Below are 23,489 nucleotides of genomic sequence, written 5' to 3'. Positions count from 1 at the left end.
TTGGTTTGAGTGACGGTCGCCTGAAGCCAGTCAATCTGCATCCAGCCAAAACGTGCAAATTGAAAACGTGCAAACTGAATAGGCAGTCAATAACCCCTGAGCACGATGATTGCACCAGGGGTTGATGTTATCGACGGGCCGTTACCGTGCCCGTCAAACTGGCCATTAGGGTCTCCACCGCCGCATCGTATTGGGGATCGACCCGATCGGGAGCAGATCGATCCCCAATCGGTAGCGGGGGCGGGCCATCAATGGGACGATTCGGCTCAATGCCGGCTTGGTTGATATCCCGGTGGGATGGGGTTTCATATTTAGCGATGGTCACCGCTAATCCGGAGCCGTCGGCCAAATCAAACAGGGATTGAATTAACCCCTTGCCAAAGGTGCGTTCGCCCACCAATTGGGCCCGACCGCTATCTTGCAGCGCACCGGCCAAAATTTCGCTGGCGCTGGCGGTTCCCCGATTCACCAGTACCACCAACGGCGCATCGGTGAGGGCATTGCCGCTGGCTTCGAAAGAGTCGAACACCCCTTGGCGATTCACCGTATAAACGATCGGCCCGCTATCAATCCATTGTCGGGCGATCGCAATGCCCGCCTGCAGCAGCCCGCCGGGATTATTGCGCAGATCGAGCACAAACCCCTCAGCCCCTTGTCGCGACAGTTGCTTGATGGCGGTGGCCATTTCCGCCGCTGCGTTGCCATTGAACTGGCTGAGGCGCAGGTAGCCAATATTGCGCCCTTGATCGCGCCGCAACTCTGCCACCACTGGATTAATCGCAATGCGATCGCGCACCAAGTCGTAATCCTTAGGTTCCGGTTCCCCCGATCGCTGAACTTGCAACCGCACCTGACTGCCCGAGGGGCCGCGCATCCGCTCCGCCGCCTCATCCAAGCTCATGGCCTTGGTAGGGACTCCGTTAATGCTCAGAATTTGATCCTGGGGCAAAATTCCCGCTCGATCGGCCGGTGAACCCGCCAAAGGAGCCACCACCGTCAAAGCGCCCGTGTCTGCATCGAGCGCAATTTGTAATCCCACCCCGGTCAGTTCCCCGGAGGTGTTGGTTTGCAAACTGCGATATTGCTCCGGCGATAGGAATCGGGTGAAGGGATCCCCCAACACGGCCAACATTTCTTGAATCGCCCCATAGGTTTCCGTTCGATCGCGCAAGGGCTTCTTCAGCGCCTTTTCACGAATCCACCACCAGTTTTGATGATTAAACGTGTCGTCTATATAAGCGCGGTTAACAATTCGCCATGCTTCACTCAGCAGCTTTTGCTCCTGGGTCATAGCCCAAGCGCGATCGGTGGGCCCACCCAGCCACAGCAGCAGCACCCACAACCCTAGGAGGAGTCCAACCCTAAATGGTTTTTGAATCAGATTCTTAAGCATGAAACCGATCCTAACTGCTGAAAGGGGCTTCCTCAAACCCTACCCAAAATTGTTTAACTTGCGAGGTCGAGTGACAACCCGGCCCGGCTCGATCGCCCCCTTTGCCCTCCCCTTCCTGAGAATGGCTCAGCGGGCCCCAGGATTGGTCAGCGCCATGGCCGGGCACCCCTGAAGGCAAAGCAGATCCCCTCCTCCGCCCGATCGCACCACTGATCGAGTCTCCGCATCAGGTTGGGAGGATTTCCAGTGTGTTAAATTTTTTAAAAAGCGCCATGCATTTTTAAGTTTCAGCCTCATCCGTTTCCAGCAAGGGACTCCGCAGCTATGTCGAAACTGTACGAATGGTTCGACGAGCGTTTGGAAATCCAAGCACTCGCCGACGACGTGACGGACAAGTACGTTCCGCCCCACGTCAACATCTTCTACTGCCTGGGCGGTGTCACGCTGGTCTGTTTCCTGATCCAGTTTGCCACCGGCTTCGCCATGACCTTCTACTACAAGCCCACCGTGGCAGAAGCATTCTCGTCGGTTCAATACATCATGACCGACGTGAGCTTTGGCTGGCTGATCCGCTCCATCCACCGCTGGTCTGCCAGCATGATGGTGCTGATGATGATCCTGCACGTCTTCCGTGTGTACCTGACTGGTGGTTTCAAAAAGCCCCGCGAACTGACCTGGGTAACGGGTGTGGTGTTGGCCGTGTTGACCGTTTCCTTCGGTGTGACCGGCTACTCGCTGCCCTGGGACCAAGTGGGCTACTGGGCTGTGAAGATCGTGTCCGGCGTGCCTGAGGCGATCCCGGTCGTCGGTTCGACCATTGTTGAACTGCTGCGCGGTGGCGAAAGCGTTGGCCAAGGCACCCTCACTCGCTACTACAGCCTGCACACCTTCGTCCTGCCCTGGATGATCGCCGTGTTCATGCTGATGCACTTCCTGATGATCCGCAAGCAAGGGATCTCGGGCCCCCTCTAAAGATGCGCTACCGGGTGTGGCTGACTTGGTGCTCATGACCGGTTGTTGAATTGTGTGTCGCCGTCTTGAACTCCCTCGGGAGCTTTTTTAGGATTGGTCTTAAGGATCGTTCAGGATCGGAGTAAAGAACACAGGGAGCAACCGGCTCCACCCTTGTCCCACCTGCCGTTTTAAATTCCCTTCACGGAGAAGCGTTTAGCGATGTCCATCCTCAAAAAGCCGGATCTGAGCGATCCGAACTTGCGTCTGAAGCTGGCCAAGGGCATGGGTCACAACTACTACGGTGAACCCGCTTGGCCGAACGATTTGCTCTATGTGTTCCCGGTAGTGATCCTGGGAACCTTCGCCCTGACGGTGGGTCTGGCTGTGCTGGATCCGGCGATCGTGGGTGAACCGGCGGATCCGTTCGCCACGCCGCTGGAAATTCTGCCGGAGTGGTACCTGTACCCGGTGTTCCAAATCCTGCGAATTCTGCCGAACAAGCTGCTGGGAATCGCCTGCATGGGTGCTATTCCCCTGGGTCTGATGCTGGTTCCGTTCATTGAGAGCGTGAACAAGTTCCAAAACCCCTTCCGTCGTCCGTTGGCCATGGCTTCGTTCCTGTTTGGAACTGCCTTTGCCATCTGGTTGGGTATTGGCGCAATCATGCCGATCGACAAGTCCCTGACCTTGGGCCTGTTCTAGGTCTTAGATGGAGTGACCCGAAAAACGGGTACAAGCCCCGCCTGGTAGTGCCGTAATTCAGTAATGATGAGCCGGTGAAAGTCTTGCGGCGTAAGCGACCAGTTACCGGAGATCGTCACCTCACAGGCACTATCAAGAATCTTTCCAACAAATCAGGAGCGAGACTGGCAAATGAGCTGGTCTCGCTCTTCTGTGCTTAATGGCCAACCCAAATGACTTCGGGGCCGTCTTCGTCGTCTTCCCAGTCTTCGTCGTCTTCCCAGTCTTCATCATCACCAAATTCAATCCCATCACCGCGCAAGGGGCGATCGAGCAGGGTAGGCAACTCCAAAACGACGGGGCCCAACTGATCCAGCCAATCCCAAACCCGCTGCAATAGCCCATCCAAGTTATGGCGGGTGGCAGCGGACACCTTCAGGATCGGTTCCGGATGGTGGGGTTGCAGTTCTTCGATCAGGGTATCTACCCAATCGGGATCCACCGCATCTACCTTGTTAATGGCTAGGATTTGCGGGCGATCGGTCAGGCCGCGTCCATAGGCCTGTAGCTCGTTTTGAATCGTGTGATAGGCCGCGATCGGGTCTTCTCCTGTCGCATCCACCAAGTGCAACAGCAGCCGCGTTCGCTCAATGTGCCGCAGGAACTCGTGACCTAGGCCCAACCCCTCGTGGGCCCCTTCAATCAAACCGGGAATATCTGCAAATACCGTGCCATCGCCCGTGGGTCGGCGCACCACGCCCAAATTGGGTACGAGGGTTGTAAAGGGGTAGTCGGCAATTTTCGGCTTGGCCGCCGAGAGCGCGGAGATCATCGTGGACTTGCCCGCATTCGGCAGCCCCACGATCCCCACCTCCGCCAGCAGCTTTAGTTCCAAATACAGCCGAAATTCTTCGCCGGGTAACCCAGGCAGGGCCAGTTCCGGTGCGCGGTTCCGGTTGCTCAAAAAATGGGCATTCCCGAGGCCGCCCTTGCCCCCTTTGGCGATGCAAATCCGCTGGCCGGGTTGCACCAAATCGGCCACCAAAACCCGGGTGTTGGCATCATAAACCGCTGTTCCGCAGGGCACTTCCACCACCAAATCTTCGCCGCTGCGGCCGGTGCAATTGTTGGGGCCGCCGCGCATTCCGTCTTGGGCCTTGAAGCGGGCGTTGTAGCGAAAGTCCAATAGGGTTTGCAGGCGATCGGTGGCGACGAAGTAGACGGAGCCGCCCCGGCCCCCGTTACCGCCGGCGGGGCCCCCGGCGGGCACATATTTTTCCCGACGAAAGGCAACGATGCCGTCGCCCCCGTTGCCAGCTTGGACGACGATTTCTGAATGATCAATAAATTGCATGAAATAGTGGCGCGAAATGACGGGAAAGCAGTGTTGGGGAAGTCCAGCAACCCTGGCCGGGGATCGCAGATGATCCGGGAGATGAAGGCTCGCGATCGCGCTAGAGGTGGCTTTGGGTTGGGCGGAGATCCCCGATCGCCCCCAAAACCCACCTAGCAGTAGGGGGTGATGTCTTCACCACAGTCGTCTGCCAAGTAGGAGAGAGCACGGAATCGCAACCCCATGAGCTGGTCGTAGAGTGGGTTGAGCTTGCACATGGGGGGAATGTGGGCCAGCTTGCGCCCAAAAACGATCACATCCCGCTCGAAGGGGCATTGGGCGGGGATCATTTTACAGAGAAAGTGCGCAACTTTGGGATTGTGAATTTCCAAACCATCGAGCCAATGGCGCACGGGGTTGAGCACGTCGCCCCGGTGTGGGTCGGGGTGGGGCTGAATCGGCTCGGCGCAGTTGAGGGTTTGTTGCAGGGCTTCGAAGGCGGGGATGTTGCGGCCGAGGGCGGCGCTGAACTGCCGAATGAGCTGATCTTCGGAGTCGGAGTAAATGCCGTCAGCGATCGCCACCATTACGGCGGTGCGCAGGAAGTTGTCTGCGTGGTGAGGGTCGCCTCCGAGTTCGGCGGCCAGCTCTTCGGGGGTGAGGGGTTCGAGGATGGCTTCGGGGTCGAGGGTTTCGTGGGTGAGGGAAGTGATGATTTCCCGTTCTTCATCATCAAGGTGACCATCGGCCCAAGCAACGGTGGTCAGGCCTCGCAACCACAGCAGGGTACGAACGCGATCGGATGGTTCTGCCACAAGAGTCATAAAAACTGACACCTAATCGCAACTTTGTGTCTCAATCCCTTTGCGTCTTGATCAATATCCTAAGAGGGGCGATCGCGCCGTGGCCCGCAGTACCCACTTCTCTTAACAACTGATCTTTGAACAACGGATCACAACTGTTTTAACAATTGAATCTTGCCGATGAATCCTGCTCATGAATCTTGTTGATGAACCCGGCTGATCGATTGAAACTATTGGGGAACTGGCGAGGGTGGCTCCGGCTCGGTGCGCAAGCCTGAGTGAATTTCTGAAACTTTACTGACCAGGAATACGAGTCGGAACGGTTGACCCATGGCTTTTTCAAGAAATTCTTCAAGCAATTGGGCTTGAAAGGGCGAAATGCTCTCGGCCGATTGAACGGTGAGGCGAACTTCTGGCGGGTTGGCCAGCCAGTTAACGCTGCTGTCAATGAGCTTCACGCGCCGGAAAGTCAGGGTGCGATCGAGCAGGGCTTGGCGCAAGCTGGCTTCTAGTCGGGCCTGGCGCACCAGTTCGGAAAAGCTGTAGGTCAACGGCACAGCCAATAGTAGGGTCATGCCGACGATCGCGGTCATGCCGTGGCGACCGGTCTTCAAGGGTAGTTCCCCCAGAATCCAGAAGGTCAGCGCCGCCGCCAAGGCAATGCCACAGAGGTTTGTCAGCAGCAGCAGGGCGGCTCCTTGGGCCAACAAACCATAGCCCTGGGAAACGGCGAGACCAACGGTACAGGCGGGCGGCATCAGGGCCACGGCGATCGCGGTTCCTGCTACGGTTCCCGAAACCTTGGGCTGCACCATGGCATAGGCGCTGACCGCTCCGGCCACTAGGGCCACGCCTAAATCCAACAGGTTGGGATTTCCCCGGGCCAGCACTTCACTGCCAAAGGCGGGAATGCCTGCCAACCAGCCAACCAAGGCAGACAGCCCGATCGCCGGCAACACGCCACAACTGAGCGACCCAACACCCCGCCGAAACAGAGACCAATCGCCTGCCACAACGCTCCAGGCGATCGCCCGAATGGGCAACATCAGGGGAGCGATGATCATGGCCCCAATGATGACGGCAACGCTGTTGGCCAACAGTCCAAAAGAGGCAATGAGACAGGCCGCGAGGACCTGGGTGAGGTAAGGGCGATCGATTCGAGCATCTTCCCAGAGCATGTGATTGAGCTGGGCCGATCGCTCCGGTGACAGGCGCTGCCACTGAATCAGCCGCTGACTGGCGGCCCTGCCCCTTTGCCAAAGGTCAGATTGGCTAGCCCGCCACCCCCCTTGCCTGATCCACCCTGACTTGCGCTGTTTTTGCGCCATGAACTGGCTCCTGATTGCTGGATTGCTGTGGGATTGGGCAGGCTCCATTATCGATCGCGCCCGCAGGAGGTTGATGGCGTGATCGGCGCAGCGCGATCGGGAAGGACTTTAATGCCCAGTCCTCGCCGGCTGTCGATTGGCAGCGATTGGGGGCATGGAGGGGCGATCGGAACTGCCAATCGATCCCAAGCTCAGGGCATGGTTGGGGTAATCTTTAAAGAGGATGCAAAAAAATTTCATGTTTCTTTAGCTTCCAGGGATCACGATTCAGGTCTGAATTCCTTACCCTGTGGAATTGACCCGATGGAATTGACCCTGTGACGTTGGGCGAACAGACCGACCGCCCAGCGCCATCACCGCCAGTTGCCTCTCACTTGCCACCCGCCTGGGGTTAAACCATGGCCCTCGACTTGCCCGATCGCACCACAACGGACGCTTCACCCGCACCCATGCCACCGACCCCGATCGATGACGAGATCCTTGATCTGGATGACGAAGCCCTTGACCCTGGAGATGACCTGTGGCTCCCGGGAACTGCTTGGCTGAGCGGCCCCCGAGGGTTGTTGGTGGGCTTGGGGGTGGGGGTGTTGGTCAGTTTGGGGGTGAGCTTTGCCCTGGGGGGCCGCAATCCCCAGGCACAACCCGCCGTGGCCCAACAACCCGCGACGGCCACCGCGCCCACCGCGACCGGCAGCGAACAGCCGGTTACCATTGCCACCGTGGAATCGGCCCAAGTGAGCCGGACGATCGAAGCCAGCGGCACGATCGAGGCCCGTGAGCTAGTGCCCGTGCAACCGCCGGGTACTGGGCTAAAGGTGCTGCAAATTTTGGCCGATGAGGGGCAAGTGGTGCAACAGGGGCAAACCCTGGCCATCGTGGATGATTCCTTGTTGCGCACCCAGTTGGGTCAAGCCCGCGCCCAGGCCTTGGAAGAGGAAGCGGCCCTGGCAAAGTTGCGCAGTGGGTTCCGGCCTGAGGAAATTGCCCAGGCCCGCGAGGCGGCCCGCCAGGCTGCGGCGGGGGTCGATCGCGCCAGAGCTGACCTGGCCCTTTCAAAGTTGCGAGTCGATCGCAACCAGTCCTTGGCCAATGAGGGGGCAATCTCGCGCGATCGCCTGGATGAAGTGATTACCCGGGCCCGGGGCGACGAGGCGGCCCTTGAACAGGCCCAAGCCCGCTTTGCGGAAACCCAGCAGCGTTACCGCCAGTTAGCCACCGGTAACCGCCGAGAAGACATTACCCAAGCAGAAGCCCGCTTTTTGCAGGCGCGTGGCCGGGTGCGCCAAATCATGGAGCAGCTCAAAAATTCGCGAGTGTTGGCTCCCGCGCCGGGGGTGATTGTGAAGCGGGAAACCACCGTGGGCAATGTGACGGCCAATACGCCGCTCTTCCAAATTGCAGCGGTGGGCAAGCTGGAACTGTATTTGAAAGTTCCGGAAACCCAACTACGGGGTATTCAGCCGGGGCAACCGGTGCAGGCGATCGTGGATGCCACCCGGCAGGTGATTAATGGTCGGGTGCGCGAAATTGACCCCACGATCGACCCCCAATCCCGCCTGGCCACGGTCAAGGTGGAACTGCAACCCTCGCCGGGACTGCGCACGGGGATGTTTTTGCGGGCCGCCGTGGGGGTTTCTATGGGTCGCGGCTTGGCAATTCCGGCCAAAGCGGTGTTGCCACAGCCGGATGGCACGGCGATCGCCTATCGCTTGAACCCCGATAACACGGTTAGTGCCCAGCGCGTTGAAGTGGGCAAGGTGCTCCCCGATGGGCGGGTGGAAGTGCGCAGCGGCTTGCAAGCGGGCCAAGGAGTAGTGGTCAAGGGTGGGCCCTACCTGAAAGATGGCGATCGGGTGCGTGTGATGCCCAATTAAATGCCCCGATTAATGCCCGCCGATTAATGGCTCAAACGCCTGTTGATCAAGTACCTGTTGATCAAGTACCTGTTGACCAAAGTGCCCATTGATCAAAGTACCTGTCGATCAAATGCCCGTTGTATCGATATTTCCAGATGCCTAATGCCGTCACTTCGGACGAACGGATTTTTGACCGATGAGTAACTTCAACCTGTCCGCTGGTTCGATTCGGAAACCGATCCCCACGATTTTGGCCTGCTTGGTGGCGGCCATCTTGGGGGTTGCCTCCTTTTTGAATTTGGGCATCGACCAAAGCCCAAATATCGATGTACCGGCGGTATCCGTCACGGTGATTCAACCCGGCGCGGGGCCCGTGGAGCTGGAAACCGAGGTGACCAAAAAGGTGGAGGACGCGATCGCCGCCTTGGGCAACATTGACCAGATGATCTCCACGGTGACCGATGGGCGATCGTTCACGCTGGTCAACTTTGTGCTGGGAACCGATGCCAACCAGGCCACCAATGATGTGCGCAATGCCATCTCCCAGATTCGATCGAGCCTGCCCGCTTCGGTGGATGAGCCGTTGGTCGATCGGGTGGAATTCAGCGGCGGGGCGATCATGACCTACGCCTTGTCGGGTGAGGGAAAATCCGTTGAAGAATTGAGCGATTTGGTCGATCGCACCATTGCCCGGGAATTGCTGTCCGTGTCCGGTGTGGCCCAGGTGGAGCGATTAGGGGGCGTGAGTCGGGCAATTCGGATTGATTTGGATCCGGGGCGACTGTCGGCCTATGGGATTACGGCCACCCAGGTGAATGACCAGGTGCGATCGCTCAATGCCAACTTCCCCGGCGGCCAGGTGGATGTGGGCGGCAGCCAGCAAACGATTCGTACCTTGGGCAGCGCCCGCACCCTCAGCCAACTGCAAAACTACCGAGTTACCCTGCCCAATGGCGGCACGATTCCCCTCGCGAGCCTGGGCCGTGTCAGCGACAGTTTCACGGAACCCAAGGAAGCGGCCTTTTTGAACGGGGAACCGGCCGTGGCCTTTTCCGTGCTCCGCAGCACCGGCAGCACCCTGGTGACCGTGGAAGAAAGCGTCACCAAAGCGGTGGCGGAACTGCAAAAGCGCTTGCCTAATCTCAAATTTGATTTGATTTTTAGCGACGCGGATCCGATTCGGATGACCTATCGATCGACCGTTGAGGAGCTAATTTCTTCCTGCATCCTCACCACGATCGTGGTGGGAATCTTTCTACGCAATGTTCGCTACACGCTGATTGCGGGGGCGGCCCTGCCGTTGTCGATCATCCCAACCTTTGCGGTGATGCAAATGCTGGGCTACACGCTCAACAGCATGACCCTGCTGGCCTTGGCCCTGGCGATCGGGAACTTGATCGATGACGCGGTGTGCGTGGTGGAGGATGTCGATCGGCACTTGAACATGGGCAAATCGCCCCGACAGGCGGCCTTGGATGCATCGTCGGAATTGGGCTTTTCCCTGCTGGCCACCGCCGGAACCCTGATCGGTGTGTTCTTGCCGGTGGCCTTCATGGGCGGCATTCCGGGGCAATTTTTCCAGCCCTTTGGGGTCACGGTGGCCGTGTCCACGGTCTTTTCCACCACCGTTGCCTGCACCGTCACCCCCATGATGAGCGCCTACCTGCTGAAACCCAAGGCCAATCTGGAACTGGTGGCAGAGGCGCAATCGACCGAAAGCCAACCGGGCCCCTATCGCCGGGTGCTGGTTTGGGCCCTGCGGCATCGGGTCGCCACCTTGATGATCGCGGTCGCCTTTTTCATTGCCAGTTTGCAGTTAGTGCCCTTCATTCCCAAAGGCCTGTTTAGCAGTGGTGATACGGGCCTCAGCACCGTGGAAATTGAACTGCCACCGGGCACGCCCCTCGAAGAAACCGTGGAAGTCATGAGCCGTACCTACGGCCTGCTGAAGGCAAATCCAGCGGTCGATCGGGTGTTGTTTGCCGCTCGCCAAAACAACCTGGCCACGGGGTATGTGAACCTGAAACCCGAAGACCAACGCAGCGTTACCCAGCGGCAGTTTGAGCAACAGATGCGGGAACAGTTCAAGTCGATCGCCGGGGCCCGGGTCACCTTCCAAAGCTTGCAAAGCCGAGGGGGCACCAGCAAAGATCTGCGGATTGTGCTCAAGAGCGAAAACCCGGAACTGCTGACCAAAACCGCCGCTGACTTGGAGCGACAAATGCGCGGCCTGTCCGGTTTGGTGGAAGTCACCTCCAGCGCCAGCCTGGTGAAGCCAGAAGTGGCCATCATTCCCGATGTGCAACGGGCAACGGACTTGGGCGTTTCGGTTCAGGCCATTTCCCGCACCGCCACCCTGGCCACGATCGGGGATAACGAATCGAGCTTGGCTAAGTTCAACCTGAGCGATCGGCAAATCCCAATTTGGGTAAAAATTGCCCCTCAATTCCGCAGTAACATCGAAACCCTCGAAAATCTGCGGGTTCCCGGTCGCAACGGAGCCATGATTCCCCTCACCAGCGTGGCGGATATTCAGCTCATCAGCGGGCCCGCTCAAATTAATCGCTACAACCGATCGCGCCAAGTCACCCTAGATGCCAACCTGCAAGGCATCTCCCTGGGCACGGCCCTGGAACAAATTCGCGCCCTGCCGGCCATGAACCCCTTGCCTCCCGGCATTGAAGAAGAACCGGCCGGCGATGCCAAAATCATGCGCGATATTTTCAGCCGGTTTTTGTCTGCGTTGGGGTTGGGGGTGCTCTCGATCTACGGGGTGTTGGTGCTGCTCTATAACAGTTTCCTTTACCCGATCGGAATTCTGGCGGCCCTGCCGTTGGCCACGGGAGGCACTTTCCTGGGCCTGTTGGTGATGCAAAAGGAACTGGGCCTCTTCGCCCTGATCGGGATTGTGCTACTGATGGGGCTGGTCACCAAGAACGCGATTCTGCTGGTGGACTTTGCCCTCGAAGCAGAACGCCACGGACTCCCCCAATCGAAAGCCGTCATTGAATCCGGCGTGGCCCGCCTGCGCCCCATTTTGATGACCTCCGTGTCAACGGTGGTGGGGCTGCTTCCCCTGGCCTTGGGTTTGGGAGCCGGAGCCGAAGAGCGCAGCCCCATGGCCGTGGCCGTGATTGGCGGATTCACCACTTCAACCCTGCTGACACTGCTGGTGGTGCCTGTGCTGTTTACCTATGTGGACAACATCCAGCATTGGTTCAAGCAATTGGTGGGGATTGAGCCGCGTCGCCGCCGTCGATCGACCGTTCGCAAAGTTCTGGAGTCGTAATCTTCGCCACAGGAACGCCCCCTAAGAACGGCATACAATCAGAGCAGAACCGGCGAATCTAAGTCTGGGGGTGTCCTGATGTTGGTCATGCTCCTGAACAGTGGCTTGTTGACCCCTAAAGATGTTTGCCAAGGTTGCCTGTGGGCCGATCGCACGGGTAACCCGCGTTGGCAGAATGGTCATCTCTCCTGTGCCCATGCGGTGCGGCCTGCCGCCGACAACCAACCCGCTTGCTATGAGTGTGAGATGGGTTTTCTCCTAGCGGATGTTTGCAGCCACTCGGGTTAAGTCTTTAGCTGCGCGATTTTCAGTGACCTGTGGATGGCAGGTGTGTCAACTAGGTTGCCCATGCCTGCCTCTTGTTATTAAATTTCCTATCAAACTTCCTATCAAACTTCCTATCAAACTTCCTATCAAACTTCCAAAGCAATTTCACCAATAGCCCAATCCTGTAGCTAAATCGATCGACCAAATTGGGTAACTGCATGAGGTGGCTGAACTGAGATCAAAAGCTCCATTAAACTAGAATATTTTGGTTGAGTGAGGTTTCCATTCGCCTTGATGGGAATGATGTGACTTGCTGGCGAATTCTCTGGCGAATTCCGTTCAGATATTTCGTCAAGATAGGTTAAGAAACCATGATTTAAACTTGGGTTAAACTTCAGATCTCGATCGAGTCCAATCGGCTGGTTGCTCAGTTTCATGGATGATTTCTCAATTAGCCGGTAATTAGCCGGAGGGTGTGCTGGTTGCCCCACGAAGCCACAATCAAAATGGGAAGAAACCGATTAAGAATCGATCGATGCAAGAAATTAAGTAATTTTTGATCGCTTTTTGTTGTTTTAATGGCTTCTTCAAAAATGCAGCAATCGACACTTTTCATCGGAAATTTTTGCTGATTTGGGAAAAATCGGCCGCTAAACAACCCAAGAAAATTTGTTTAGACTTTCACCACCCAAGCAAGTATTTACAAACTTTACAAAAATCGCACTATTTTGCTCTGCATTCCTTAAGAAAACCGATCGCTCCCTCAATTCATCTAGGAACTGACGCTAGGCTAGATTTGTGATTCGATCTTGCCCCTGCTGTGGCCACCCATGCTCGACCCCCACGGGCGATCGCGGATGGAGATCACGGAATGGTGATCGTGTCATTATTTTCCCTTCTCTTTTGGCATGAATTTCCCGAAGGATTGGTGCTTTTGGCTAACCCTTTCGTGGGTTCTGCGACGAATCTAGCGCTACCAGCTCACGACCTGATTGCTTTCCTTTGCCTTGACCAACCCATTAGCCGCATCAAGCTAGCCTAATCAAATTCAACCGCGCCCAATGAAGTTGGCTGTTTTGAATTGGCTGCCCTGAATTTATTCCTTTGAATTGGCTGTCCTGAATCGATCCGAATCAGCTCAACGCTTCTGAGGTTCAGTCTTTGCCAAAGGAAGCTCGCCTGATCCAGTTTTTTGAACATTTGAGATAACCAATCACCCGCTTGATCGCTGCAAGGTTGTTGCCATGGCAGCGTTGTAAGGGGTTGCTTTGTGCTGCCTTGGCACAACGGCACAACATTGGTTGAGAGTCATGAAAGTGAGTGGAACTATGGCTATTGCAACTAAGCCTGATCAAGATCAGCCGGTCAGTCAACCCTCTGGTGCTGTCTCTGCGAATGCCCCAATGAGTCAATCTGGATCGGCTGGGTCGGCTGGATCAAAGGCTTCTGGATCGAAGGGTTCTAAAACTGCAAAGGCAACTGATTCCTCGGCGGTTGATAAACGGTTCAAGGCGTTGGATTTGGTGATAAAACGCCAACAATATCGCCAAGATGCCTTGATTGAAGTTCTGCATCGGGCCCAAGAAATTTTTGGTTATTTAGAGGAAAAAACGCTGTTGCATGTGGCTCGATCGCTCCAATTACCTGCGAGCCATGTGTTGGGTGTCGCCACGTTTTATCACCTCTTTTCCCTCAAGCCCAGCGGTGAACATACCTGCGTGGTTTGTTTGGGAACCGCTTGCTATGTCAAGGGGAGCGGCGATGTGCTGAATGCTTTGGAAAAACACACCGGTATTCAGTCGGGAGCCACCACCAGCGACGGCAAAGTTTCGCTGGTGACGGCCCGTTGCATTGGAGCCTGCGGCATTGCGCCAGCGGTGGTGTTTGACGGGCAAGTGGCGGCGCAGGTGACCACAGAACAGGCGATCGCCCGCATTGATCAGTGGCGTGGTGATGCATGAACCGTGGGGTTGCGATTCGTGATTGCTTGCGGCCTGCCCATGACTCGACATGAATTACCCGCCCAAAGTGACGTGCATTACCCGTTAATTTGCCGCCCCGTTTGCCGCCCCATTTGCCCCCAATCTGCTGACCAAGCTGCCTGAGGAGTCCGAATCCATGGATGGTCATGAACTGCTCGATCTCGCGGAACAATGTGCCCAGGCGAAAAAGCCCATTCGTGTACATTGCTGCACTTCCACGGGCTGCCAAGCGGCTCGATCGCTCGAAGTTAAAAAAGCCCTTGAAAAACGGGTTCAGGATTGCCAACTAGCCGATCGCGTGGAAGTAGTTGGCGTGGGTTGCATGGGGTTTTGTGGTCAGGGGCCGATGGTGGAATTGGACTCCACCGATCCCCAGGTAACAACCACCCATTACGAAAAGGTGACCCCAGAACAGGCCCCCTCAATTATTGACACCATTCAAGGGGGCCAAACCGATGCCCTACAGGGCAATTCGCAACACCCATTTTTTGCGAAGCAGTTGCTAATTGTGCGGAACCACAGCGGCAAAGTTGACCCGGAGCGCATTGAAGAATCGATCGCCCTTGGTGCTTATCAAGCCCTCCACCATGCCCTGTTTGAACTCACCCCAGAAGCGGTCGTTCAAGAAATTTCGAAATCGGGCCTGCGGGGCCGAGGTGGTGCGGGCTATCCCACAGGGTTGAAGTGGGCCACGGTGGCCAAAATGCCCCCCGGTCAAAAGTATGTGATCTGTAATGGAGATGAAGGGGATCCGGGCGCATTCATGGATCGCAGCGTTCTGGAGAGCGATCCCCACCGGATCCTAGAAGGCATGGCGATCGCGGGCTATGCCGTGGGAGCTGACCAAGGATTTATCTATGTGCGAGCGGAATATCCCCTCGCGATTCATCGCCTGCAAAAGGCCATTCAACAGGCCAAGCAAAAGGGATTTTTAGGGAGCCAAATTTTTGGCTCGGGTTTTGATTTCAAGGTGGATATTCGGGTGGGGGCTGGGGCCTTTGTTTGTGGCGAAGAAACGGCCCTGATTGCTTCCGTGGAAGGCAAGCGCGGCACTCCCCGCCCCCGGCCGCCCTACCCGGCCATTTCGGGCCTCTGGCAAGCGCCCACCCTGATCAACAACGTGGAAACCTTCGCCAACATTGCCCCGATCATTCGCAAGGGCGCGGATTGGTTTGCGGGCATTGGCACGGAAACCAGCAAGGGCACCAAAATCTTTTCCTTGACCGGCAAGGTTTGCAACACCGGCCTAATTGAAGTGCCGATGGGCATTAGCCTGCGAACGATCGTGGAAGAAATGGGCGGCGGTGTTTCCGAAGGGCAGGTGAAAGCAGTCCAGACGGGCGGCCCCTCAGGCGGCTGCATCCCTAGCAGCTATCTGGACACGCCTGTGGATTACGAGTCCTTGGCGGCATTGGGGTCAATGATGGGATCCGGCGGCATGGTGGTGATGGATGACAAAACCAGCATGGTGGAGGTGGCGCGGTTCTATATGGAATTTTGCCGCAGTGAGTCTTGTGGGCGCTGTGTGCCTTGCCGGACGGGCACGGTACAACTCCATGATTTGCTGACCAAGCTGGTGGAAGGTCGGGGCACGGCCTTTGATCTGGCGCAAATGGAAAGCCTTTGTCAGGTGGTGCGCCACACCAGCCTTTGCGGGTTGGGCATGTCGGCTCCGAATCCGATCGTGAGCACGTTGCGCTATTTCCCGGAGGAATATCAAGCTCTGTTGCAGCCCGATCGCTGGCGAATTCCGGCGACGGTTTCTTGAGGGAAATGCATCAGGTTGAACCTAATCATTAAACCCAATGGTTGAACCTAATGATTGAACCCAATGGTTGAACCTAATTACTGATCTTTTGCTGATCTTCTTTTGCTGATTGAAGCAAGCAATTTCACGGGACTGAAGGGATTTAACGTATGGCTGTCGTAACGCTGACAATTGATGGGGTGGCGATCGCCGCTGAAGCAAAAGCCAGTATTTTGCAGGCGGCGCGATCGGCCGGCATTGCCATTCCCACCCTGTGCCATTTGGAAGGGGTTTCGGATGTGGGAGGCTGTCGTCTTTGTGTGGTGGAAGTGGCGGGAATTAACAAACTATTGCCCGCCTGTGTGACCCAAGTGGCCGAGGGCATGGCGGTGCAAACTAACACGCCCACGTTGCAGTCCTACCGCCGAACCTTGGTGGAATTGCTCTTTGCAGAAGGCAACCACGTTTGTTCCGTTTGTGTGGCCAATAATCACTGTGAATTGCAGGATATGGCCACCACGGTGGGAATGGATCATAGCCATTTTGCCTACCAATTTCCCAAGCGGGATGTGGATGTTTCCCATGAAAAATTCGGACTCGATCGCAACCGTTGCATCTACTGCACCCGCTGCATTCGAGTTTGCGACGAAATTGAAGGAGCCAGGGTTTGGGATATTGCGTTCCGGGGCGAACGGGTCAAATTAATTGCCGGTTTGGATCAGCCCTGGGGTGATGTGGAGGCTTGCACATCCTGTGGCAAATGCGTGGATGCTTGCCCCACGGGTGCTTTGTTTAAGAAAGGATCAACGGTTGCGGAAATGACGCGCGATCGCGATCGCCTGCAATTTTTGCAATCCGCCAGGGAGGAACACCAATGGACACGCTAACCAATCCCGCTCAAGGGGCTGCGGTGGCCACGGAAGGAGCCGATCGCCCCAAATTGCGCTTTGCAACCGTTTGGTTAGGGGGCTGTTCCGGTTGCCACATGTCCTTTTTGGACTTAGATGAATGGCTGTTTGAGCTGGCGAAATATGCGGAGGTAGTGTTTAGCCCCGTGGGGAGTGATGCCAAGATTTTTCCCGATCAGGTGGATATTTGCCTGGCAGAAGGAGCCGTTGCCAATGAAGAAAACTTGGAATTTATCCAAAAGGTGCGATCGCGCAGCAAGTTGTTAATTTCCTTTGGCGATTGTGCGGTGAATGGCAATGTAACAGCCATGCGTAATCCGAGCGCCACCGTTGAAGAAATTCTCGATCGTTGCTATCTGGAATTGGCGGATTTATCGCCGCAATATCCTCGAGAGCCGGGCATTGTGCCGCCCTTGATTAAACAGGCCTTGCCCGTTCACCAAGTGGTTCCTGTGGATGTGTTTTTGCCCGGTTGTCCGCCCTCGGCTGCTCAAATTCAAAGCGCCCTGGAGTCACTTTTTACCGGCGAAGCCCAAGCAGCCCAGCTGAAATTCGGTTAGGAACAGGGGGCAGCAATGGCAGGTGATCGACGGCGGCAACCATGGCGACTTTGGCTGTCGAGGGGACTCTTGATCGGGGCGATCGGGCTGATCTTATCCCTCTGGAGCTTAGGGGCTAGGGCAAATTCCCCCAGCACCTGTCAATACAAAGAGCGCCCCCTATTTGGCAAGGTGCAAATTGTTGAATCCTTTCCTGATTTTACGGTGCAGGTTGTTGAAGCATTCCCCGATTTGAAAGTGCAAATTGTCAACGCATTTCCCGATCGGTGTGGTGAATGGCAATTTGTCAATGCTTTCCCCGACTTCAAAATCAAATTTGTGACGGCATTTCCTGACCTCAAAATTCAGTTTGTCACCAGCTTTCCTGGCTTAACTTAAGCGCAACCCCAGTGAACCCCAGTGAAGTAGGGCTAGCGTTGACAGAAATTAGCCATGGAAAATGGGCAAATTGGACTGCGGTAATCCTCTGAAATCATGCGAGCATTATGAGTTCTAAACTGGTTATTGATCCGGTCACCCGCATTGAAGGTCATGCCAAAATCTCCCTGTTTTTGGATGATGCGGGAAAAGTTGAAGATGCCCACTTTCATGTGGTTGAATTTCGCGGATTTGAAAAATTCTGTGAAGGACGACCCATGTGGGAAATGGCGGGAATTACCTCCCGCATCTGTGGCATTTGCCCCGTGAGCCACTTGTTGGCCTCTGCAAAGACCGGCGACAAAATTTTGGCCGTACGTGTCCCGATCGCGGGTGAAAAGTTGCGGCGGATGATGAACCTGGGGCAAATTTTGCAATCCCATGCCCTCAGCTTTTTCCATCTCAGCAGTCCAGATTTTCTGTTGGGTTGGGACAGTGACCCAGGCCAACGCAATGTTTTTGGATTAATGGCAGCGAATCCGGACTTAGCGCGGGCGGGGATTCGGTTGCGGCAGTTTGGCCAAACGGTGATTGAGCTGTTGGGAGCGCGCAAAATCCATGCGGCTTGGCCGGTTCCTGGCGGGGTTCGCTATCCCTTGTCCGATGAAGGAAAGGCTTGGATTCAAGACCGATTGCCGGAATCACGAGCCACGATTTTAAGTGCGATCGAACTATTTGAATCGTGGCTTGATGCCCATCCGGTGGAAGTCGATGTGTTTGGTAAATTTCCATCGCTCTTCATGAGCTTGGTGGGTGATGATGGACGTTGGGAGCATTACGGCGGTCATCTGCGCATCATTGACAGTGAAGGGCAAATTGTCGCCGATCGCCTTTCGGAAGATGACTATCAATCCTTCATTGGCGAAGCCGTTGAACCCTGGTCTTATCTGAAGTTTCCCTACTACAAACCCTTGGGCTATCCCGATGGTGTGTATCGCGTGGGGCCCCTGGCTCGGTTGAATATTTGTGACTTCATTGGCACGCCAGAAGCCGATCGGGCCCTGGAGCGATTTAGACAGCGGGCCGGTGGGCGAGTGGCCACTTCTTCGTTTTTCTATCACTACGCTCGATTGATTGAAATTTTGGCCTGTGTTGAGGCGATCGAACAGTTAGTGAATGATCCTGATGTGCAGTCGCCTCGAGTGCGGGCGGAAGCCGGCATTAATGAACTGAATGGTGTTGGTGTGAGCGAAGCACCTCGGGGCACGTTGTTTCACCATTACCAAGTGGATGAAAACGGCTTAATTCAATCGGTGAATCTGATCATTGCCACGGGTCAAAATAACTTGGCGATGAATCGCACCATCAAACAAATTGCTCAACATTATGTTGAAGGCAGTAGCGATGGATCGATTCCAGAGGGAATTTTGAATCGGGTTGAAGCGGGGATTCGAGCCTTTGATCCTTGCTTGAGTTGTTCAACCCATGCGGTGGGGCAAATGCCGCTGAAACTAGATGTGTTCAATGCTGATCGGGTACTGATTCAGACCCTGGAGCGGTCTTCCTAGGAATTGCAAATAAAAAATTGAGTTCTGACTGACGGCATCAACTCCCGGACAGGATCAACTCTCGATCGCTGGGTGATCAATCTCTTGAACTCAATGACCAAAGGATTCAGTTGAAACAGCTCAGTGGCATTGACCAGAATTTTGCTAGTTTTTGAGGTGCGATCGCCCTATGGTTACCCATCTTCCATCCCCGATCTTGGTGATTGGTTATGGCAATACCCTCCGCAGTGACGACGGTGTGGGGCCAGCGGTCGTCCAAGCCATTTCCCAATGGCAAAATTCACAACTTCAAACCCTCATTTGCCATCAATTAACTCCAGAGCTAGCTGACACGATCGCGGGAGTTGGCTTGGTAATTTTTGTTGATGCCTTAGACTGCAATGCCCTGAAAATGTCTGCTCCCAAAACCCAACTGCGATCGCTGGATTTGGAAATTCGCCCCCCCACCTCGGTTTCCGCAGCGGTCACCGCTGAAAATCTAGAAACTCCAAGTCTTTTGGGCCATTTCTATCAACCTGAAAGTCTGTTGCACATGACGAAATGGCTCTACGGCCACGTGCCCCCAGCTTGGTTAATTGCAGTGCCTGCGGTGTCCTTTGAGTTGGGCTGCGAATTTTCTGAAATTGCCATCCAAGGAATGCAGCGGGCGCTGGTTGTCATTCAAACCCTGATTGACGAGGTACAAGGCATGACGACTAATTTTCCCTCGCTTCATATGCCCAGTGAGTCGCTGAAATTACCCGTCCGAATCTAAATCAATTACCCGCTGTTTTTCTCTGTGCTTTTTGCTGGAGTGATGACCATGAAACGCCACCAAACAATGACCCTCGATGGTAACGAAGCCGTTGCCAAAATTGCCTACAGTCTCAGTGAACTAATTGTTATTTACCCCATTACGCCCGCTTCGCCCATGGGGGAATGGTCTGATGCTTGGGCAGCCCAAAACAAGCCTAATCTTTGGGGATCTGTGCCGAGCGTGGTGGAAATGCAGAGCGAAGCCGGAGCGGCGGGCACGCTGCATGGGGCGCTCCAGGCGGGATCCTTGGCCACAACATTCACGGCTTCCCAAGGGTTGCTGTTGATGATTCCCAACATGTACAAAATCGCTGGAGAATTGACCGGTGCGACCTTGCATGTGGCTGCCCGATCGCTCGCGGCCCAAGGGTTGTCAATTTTTGGGGATCACAGCGATGTGATGGCCACGCGGGGCACGGGTTGGGCGCTGTTGTGTTCTGCTTCGGTGCAAGAAGCCCATGATTTTGCTGCGATTTCCCACATTGCGGCCTTGAAATCTCGAGTGCCATTTCTGCACTTTTTTGATGGCTTTCGGACTTCCCACGAAATTCAAAAAATTGTTCCCGTGGATGAAGATCATTTGCGAGCCATGATCCCCGAAGCGGCGATTTTGGAGCACCGCGATCGCGCCCTCACTCCCGATCGCCCGGTGATGCGTGGCACGGCTCAAAATCCCGATGTTTATTTCCAAGGTCGGGAAAGCGTCAACCCGTTTTATCTTGCCTGTTCGGAAATTGTGAAATCCGTGATGGCGGAATTTGGCAACCTGACGGGACGGGTTTATCAGCCCTTTGAATACGTGGGTGATCCGGAAGCGGAATCCGTGGTGATTCTGATGGGTTCCGGTTGCGAAACCGTTGAAGAAACGGTGCAAGCCCTGAATCAACAGGGACAGAAATGGGGAGTTTTAAAAGTTCGTTTATATCGTCCTTGGAGCGCGGCGGATTTCTTCACCGTATTACCCACCAGCACCAAACGAATTGCTGTGCTTGATCGCACCAAAGAACCCGGCGCATTGGGTGAACCGCTTTATTTGGATGTGGTGGCAACGGTTCAACAATCGGCGCAACACCAGGCGGTCAAAACCATGATCGGCGGGCGCTATGGATTGTCTTCCAAAGAATTCACACCGGCTATGGTGAAGGCGGTGTTTGAAAATCTGCAATCGCCGGAACCTAAGAATGGATTTACGGTGGGAATTGTGGATGATGTGAGCTTCACATCCCTGGACTTTGACCCCAACTTTGCTTTGCCGGGCGATCGCACCTTTGCGGCCATTTTCTATGGCTTGGGGGCCGATGGAACCGTGGGAGCCAACAAAAACACGATCGAAATTATTGGCGACAGCACCGATCAATATGCCCAAGGCTATTTCGTCTATGACTCCAAGAAGTCGGGGGCGATGACCGTTTCCCACCTGCGCTTTGGGGCTGACCCCATTCGGGCCCCTTACCTAATTGAAGGTGCGAATTTCATTGGCTGTCACCAGTGGATGTTCCTGGAACGCTATGAAATTTTGGACAAGGCCCTTGATGGAGCAACGGTGCTGATCAACGCGGCCTATCCGGCGGAGGAACTTTGGGATCATTTGCCGCTAGAAGCCCAAGAAATTATCATTCGGAAGCAACTGAAACTTTGGGCAATTGATGCCTATAAAGTGGCTCGCGAGAGTGGCACGGGCGGTCACATTAATATTCCAATGCAGGTTTGTTTCTTCACTTTGACGGGGGTGCTGCCCCAGGAAGAAGCCCTCAATCAAATTCGGGCGGCAATTCAAAAAACCTACGGCAAAAAGGGCAGCGCCGTGGTGAATATGAATCTGCGGGCGGTAGATAACACCCTGTCGAATTTGCAAGAGGTGCCGATTCGATCGGCCCAATCCACCTTGCACCGGTTGCCCATGGTGTCCGATCGCGCGCCGGATTTTGTGCGCAATGTGCAGGGGGCGATGATGGCTCGGGAGGGCGATCGACTGCCGGTGAGCGCCTTGCCCTGCGATGGCACCTATCCCACGGGCACGTCCCAATGGGAAAAACGCAACATTGCCCAGCAACTGCCTGAATGGGATCCAGCGGTTTGTGTGCAGTGTGGCAAGTGCATCGCCATTTGTCCCCATGCCACCATTCGCGGCAAATCCTACGATCCGTCCGCTTTGGGAGATGCGCCGGCCGGGTTCCGGGTGGCCGACACGCGCGATCCAGACTTCAAGGGCGAAAAATTCACCATCCAAGTGGCTCCGGAAGACTGCACCGGCTGCGGTCTTTGTGTGGAAATTTGCCCCGCGAAGGATCGCAAGCGCCCCTCGCGCAAGGCGCTGAATTGGGTGAACCCCAATGAGGTACGCGACGCAGAACGGACGAATTGGGACTTTTTCTTGGGGCTGCCGAATCCCGATCGCGCCAAATTACATCCCGATCGGCTGCGTCAACAGCAATGGCAAGAGCCGCTCTTTGAATTCTCAGGAGCCTGTGCCGGTTGTGGCGAAACGCCCTACCTGAAGTTGGTGTCCCAATTGTTTGGCGATCGGGCATTGATTGCCAATGCCACCGGTTGCTCCTCGATCTATGGCGGCAACCTACCCACCACCCCTTGGACTAAAAATGCCGACGGCCGCGGCCCCGCCTGGGCGAACAGCCTGTTTGAGGACAACGCGGAATTTGGCCTTGGGTTCCGGCTGTCCGTGAATCAGCAAGCCACCTTCGCTGGCGAGCTACTGAAGCGGTTGGCCGGGGAACTGGGTGACAGCACGGTTCAAGACCTGTTGCAGGCGGAACAGCGCACCGAAGCTGAAATTTGGGAACAGCGCGATCGAGTGGCCAGCCTGAAAACGCGCCTCCCCGAGATCAATCACCCCGATGCTCGGCGGTTGCTGGCCGTGGCAGACTACCTCGTCAAGAAATCCGTCTGGATTGTGGGGGGTGACGGTTGGGCCTATGACATTGGCTTTGGCGGCTTAGATCACGTCCTGGCCAGCGGCCAAAACGTCAATGTGTTGGTTTTGGATACGGAAGTTTACTCCAACACGGGGGGGCAAGCTTCAAAATCAACGCCCCGAGGCGCGGTGGCCAAGTTTGCCGCTGGCGGTAAACCCGCCGCCAAGAAAGATCTCGGGGCGATCGCCATGACCTACGGCAACATCTACGTAGCCAGCGTGGCCATGGGGGCCCGTGATGAACATACCCTGCGGGCTTTTCTAGAGGCAGAAGCCTACGATGGCCCCTCTCTGATTTTGGCCTATAGCCACTGCATCGCCCATGGCATCGACATGAGCAAGGGAACGACTCACCAGAAAGCTGCGGTGGATAGCGGTCGTTGGTTCCTCTATCGCTATAACCCGGATCTGGTGGCCCAGGGCAAAAATCCGCTGCATTTGGATTCGCCCACGCCGAAGATGCCTGTGGCGGCGGCAATGGACATGGAAACCCGCTTCAAGATGTTGAGCAAGACCAACCCGGCCGCCGCGCAACAGTTGGCCCAACAGGCGCAGGCGGACATTAACCACCGCTGGCGGTTCTATCAATACCTGGCGGCCCAGTCGATCGGGCAGCCCCAAGCAGCCGATCGCCCCAGCCCAACGCCGCCAGGGGAAGCTGCGTCTTCCTCGGAACCTAAGCCGGTGTCCTAGGCCCCGTTCCTGAAATCCCCTGACTGAAATCCCCTGAATGAAG

At 55.7% G+C, this 23,489-nt stretch carries 18 protein-coding genes; 13 read left to right on the top strand and 5 right to left on the bottom strand.

The genetic code is table 11. The features are described 5' to 3' along the window. Positions 1-127 precede the first annotated feature (127 nt). Complete coding sequence (ctpA, locus tag VPK24_RS02525; protein ID WP_393010424.1) at positions 128-1,393, bottom strand: carboxyl-terminal processing protease CtpA; 1,266 nt, start codon at positions 1,391-1,393, stop codon at positions 128-130. A 324-nt stretch (positions 1,394-1,717) separates the two neighbouring features. Here ctpA and petB point away from each other — a divergent pair, with 324 nt between their 5' ends. Beyond that, positions 1,718-2,365: a cytochrome b6 gene (petB, locus tag VPK24_RS02520; protein WP_393010422.1), complete on the top strand. Its 648-nt coding sequence runs from the start codon at positions 1,718-1,720 to the stop codon at positions 2,363-2,365. Between the two features lie 201 nt (positions 2,366-2,566). Then, the gene (gene petD / locus VPK24_RS02515) at positions 2,567-3,049 is read left to right on the top strand and encodes a cytochrome b6-f complex subunit IV (protein ID WP_393010420.1); all 483 of its coding nucleotides are present in this window, start codon (positions 2,567-2,569) and stop codon (positions 3,047-3,049) included. Between the two features lie 196 nt (positions 3,050-3,245). Here petD and obgE read toward each other — a convergent pair whose 3' ends face one another. The 3 genes from obgE to VPK24_RS02500 all read right to left on the bottom strand — a co-directional run bounded on the left by obgE (position 3,246) and on the right by VPK24_RS02500 (position 6,492). Beyond that, positions 3,246-4,382: a GTPase ObgE gene (obgE, locus tag VPK24_RS02510; protein WP_393010418.1), complete on the bottom strand. Its 1,137-nt coding sequence runs from the start codon at positions 4,380-4,382 to the stop codon at positions 3,246-3,248. A 152-nt stretch (positions 4,383-4,534) separates the two neighbouring features. Next, the gene (locus tag VPK24_RS02505; protein WP_393010416.1) at positions 4,535-5,185 is read right to left on the bottom strand and encodes a Mo-dependent nitrogenase C-terminal domain-containing protein; all 651 of its coding nucleotides are present in this window, start codon (positions 5,183-5,185) and stop codon (positions 4,535-4,537) included. Positions 5,186-5,394: 209 nt separating this feature from the next. Continuing rightward, positions 5,395-6,492 carry a DUF389 domain-containing protein gene (locus VPK24_RS02500; protein WP_393010415.1) on the bottom strand — a complete coding sequence of 366 codons (1,098 nt, stop codon included), beginning with the start codon at positions 6,490-6,492 and terminating at the stop codon, positions 5,395-5,397. A 398-nt stretch (positions 6,493-6,890) separates the two neighbouring features. On the opposite strand from VPK24_RS02500, the gene VPK24_RS02495 reads away from it, so the two are divergent. From VPK24_RS02495 to VPK24_RS02485, 3 genes are all read left to right on the top strand, one after another. After that, on the top strand, positions 6,891-8,366 hold the full coding sequence (locus VPK24_RS02495) for an efflux RND transporter periplasmic adaptor subunit (protein ID WP_393010413.1): 1,476 nt from the start codon (positions 6,891-6,893) through the stop codon (positions 8,364-8,366). A 178-nt stretch (positions 8,367-8,544) separates the two neighbouring features. Beyond that, positions 8,545-11,637, top strand: coding sequence for an efflux RND transporter permease subunit (locus VPK24_RS02490; protein ID WP_393010411.1), 3,093 nt, complete (start codon positions 8,545-8,547; stop codon positions 11,635-11,637). A gap of 78 nt (positions 11,638-11,715) precedes the next feature. Then, complete coding sequence (locus VPK24_RS02485) at positions 11,716-11,925, top strand: hypothetical protein (RefSeq protein WP_099535036.1); 210 nt, start codon at positions 11,716-11,718, stop codon at positions 11,923-11,925. 167 nt (positions 11,926-12,092) lie between these two features. Here VPK24_RS02485 and VPK24_RS02480 read toward each other — a convergent pair whose 3' ends face one another. Further along, positions 12,093-12,341 (bottom strand): hypothetical protein, encoded by a 249-nt coding sequence (locus VPK24_RS02480; RefSeq protein ID WP_393010409.1) that lies wholly within the window; start codon positions 12,339-12,341, stop codon positions 12,093-12,095. A gap of 966 nt (positions 12,342-13,307) precedes the next feature. Between VPK24_RS02480 and hoxE the strand changes: the two genes are divergently transcribed. From hoxE to nifJ, 8 genes are all read left to right on the top strand, one after another. Beyond that, entirely contained in the window at positions 13,308-13,865 is a 558-nt protein-coding gene (gene hoxE, locus VPK24_RS02475; RefSeq protein WP_393010407.1) for a bidirectional hydrogenase complex protein HoxE, read from the top strand. Between the two features lie 157 nt (positions 13,866-14,022). After that, positions 14,023-15,654, top strand: a complete 1,632-nt coding sequence (locus VPK24_RS02470; protein WP_099535038.1) for a NuoF family protein — start codon at positions 14,023-14,025, stop codon at positions 15,652-15,654. A 149-nt stretch (positions 15,655-15,803) separates the two neighbouring features. Then, the gene (gene hoxU, locus VPK24_RS02465; RefSeq protein WP_393010405.1) at positions 15,804-16,520 is read left to right on the top strand and encodes a bidirectional hydrogenase complex protein HoxU; all 717 of its coding nucleotides are present in this window, start codon (positions 15,804-15,806) and stop codon (positions 16,518-16,520) included. Continuing rightward, positions 16,508-17,101, top strand: coding sequence for an NADH-quinone oxidoreductase subunit B family protein (locus VPK24_RS02460; RefSeq protein ID WP_393010403.1), 594 nt, complete (start codon positions 16,508-16,510; stop codon positions 17,099-17,101). Before hoxU ends, VPK24_RS02460 begins: the two co-directional genes overlap by 13 nt. Positions 17,102-17,116: 15 nt before the next feature. Beyond that, positions 17,117-17,479 carry a hypothetical protein gene (locus tag VPK24_RS02455; RefSeq protein ID WP_393010401.1) on the top strand — a complete coding sequence of 121 codons (363 nt, stop codon included), beginning with the start codon at positions 17,117-17,119 and terminating at the stop codon, positions 17,477-17,479. Between the two features lie 107 nt (positions 17,480-17,586). Beyond that, complete coding sequence (locus tag VPK24_RS02450) at positions 17,587-19,026, top strand: Ni/Fe hydrogenase subunit alpha (RefSeq protein ID WP_099535042.1); 1,440 nt, start codon at positions 17,587-17,589, stop codon at positions 19,024-19,026. A 169-nt stretch (positions 19,027-19,195) separates the two neighbouring features. Then, positions 19,196-19,780 carry a hydrogenase maturation protease gene (locus VPK24_RS02445; RefSeq protein ID WP_393010399.1) on the top strand — a complete coding sequence of 195 codons (585 nt, stop codon included), beginning with the start codon at positions 19,196-19,198 and terminating at the stop codon, positions 19,778-19,780. Positions 19,781-19,828: 48 nt separating this feature from the next. After that, positions 19,829-23,446 carry a pyruvate:ferredoxin (flavodoxin) oxidoreductase gene (nifJ, locus tag VPK24_RS02440; RefSeq protein WP_393010397.1) on the top strand — a complete coding sequence of 1,206 codons (3,618 nt, stop codon included), beginning with the start codon at positions 19,829-19,831 and terminating at the stop codon, positions 23,444-23,446. The last annotated feature ends 43 nt before the right edge of the window (positions 23,447-23,489 follow it).

Origin of the sequence: Limnothrix redekei LRLZ20PSL1, from assembly GCF_043235035.1 — a bacterium.
Taxonomy (GTDB): domain Bacteria; phylum Cyanobacteriota; class Cyanobacteriia; order CACIAM-69d; family CACIAM-69d; genus CACIAM-69d.
The sequence above is the reverse complement of the archived record's forward strand: the minus strand, read 5'-3'. Positions and strand labels throughout refer to the sequence as shown.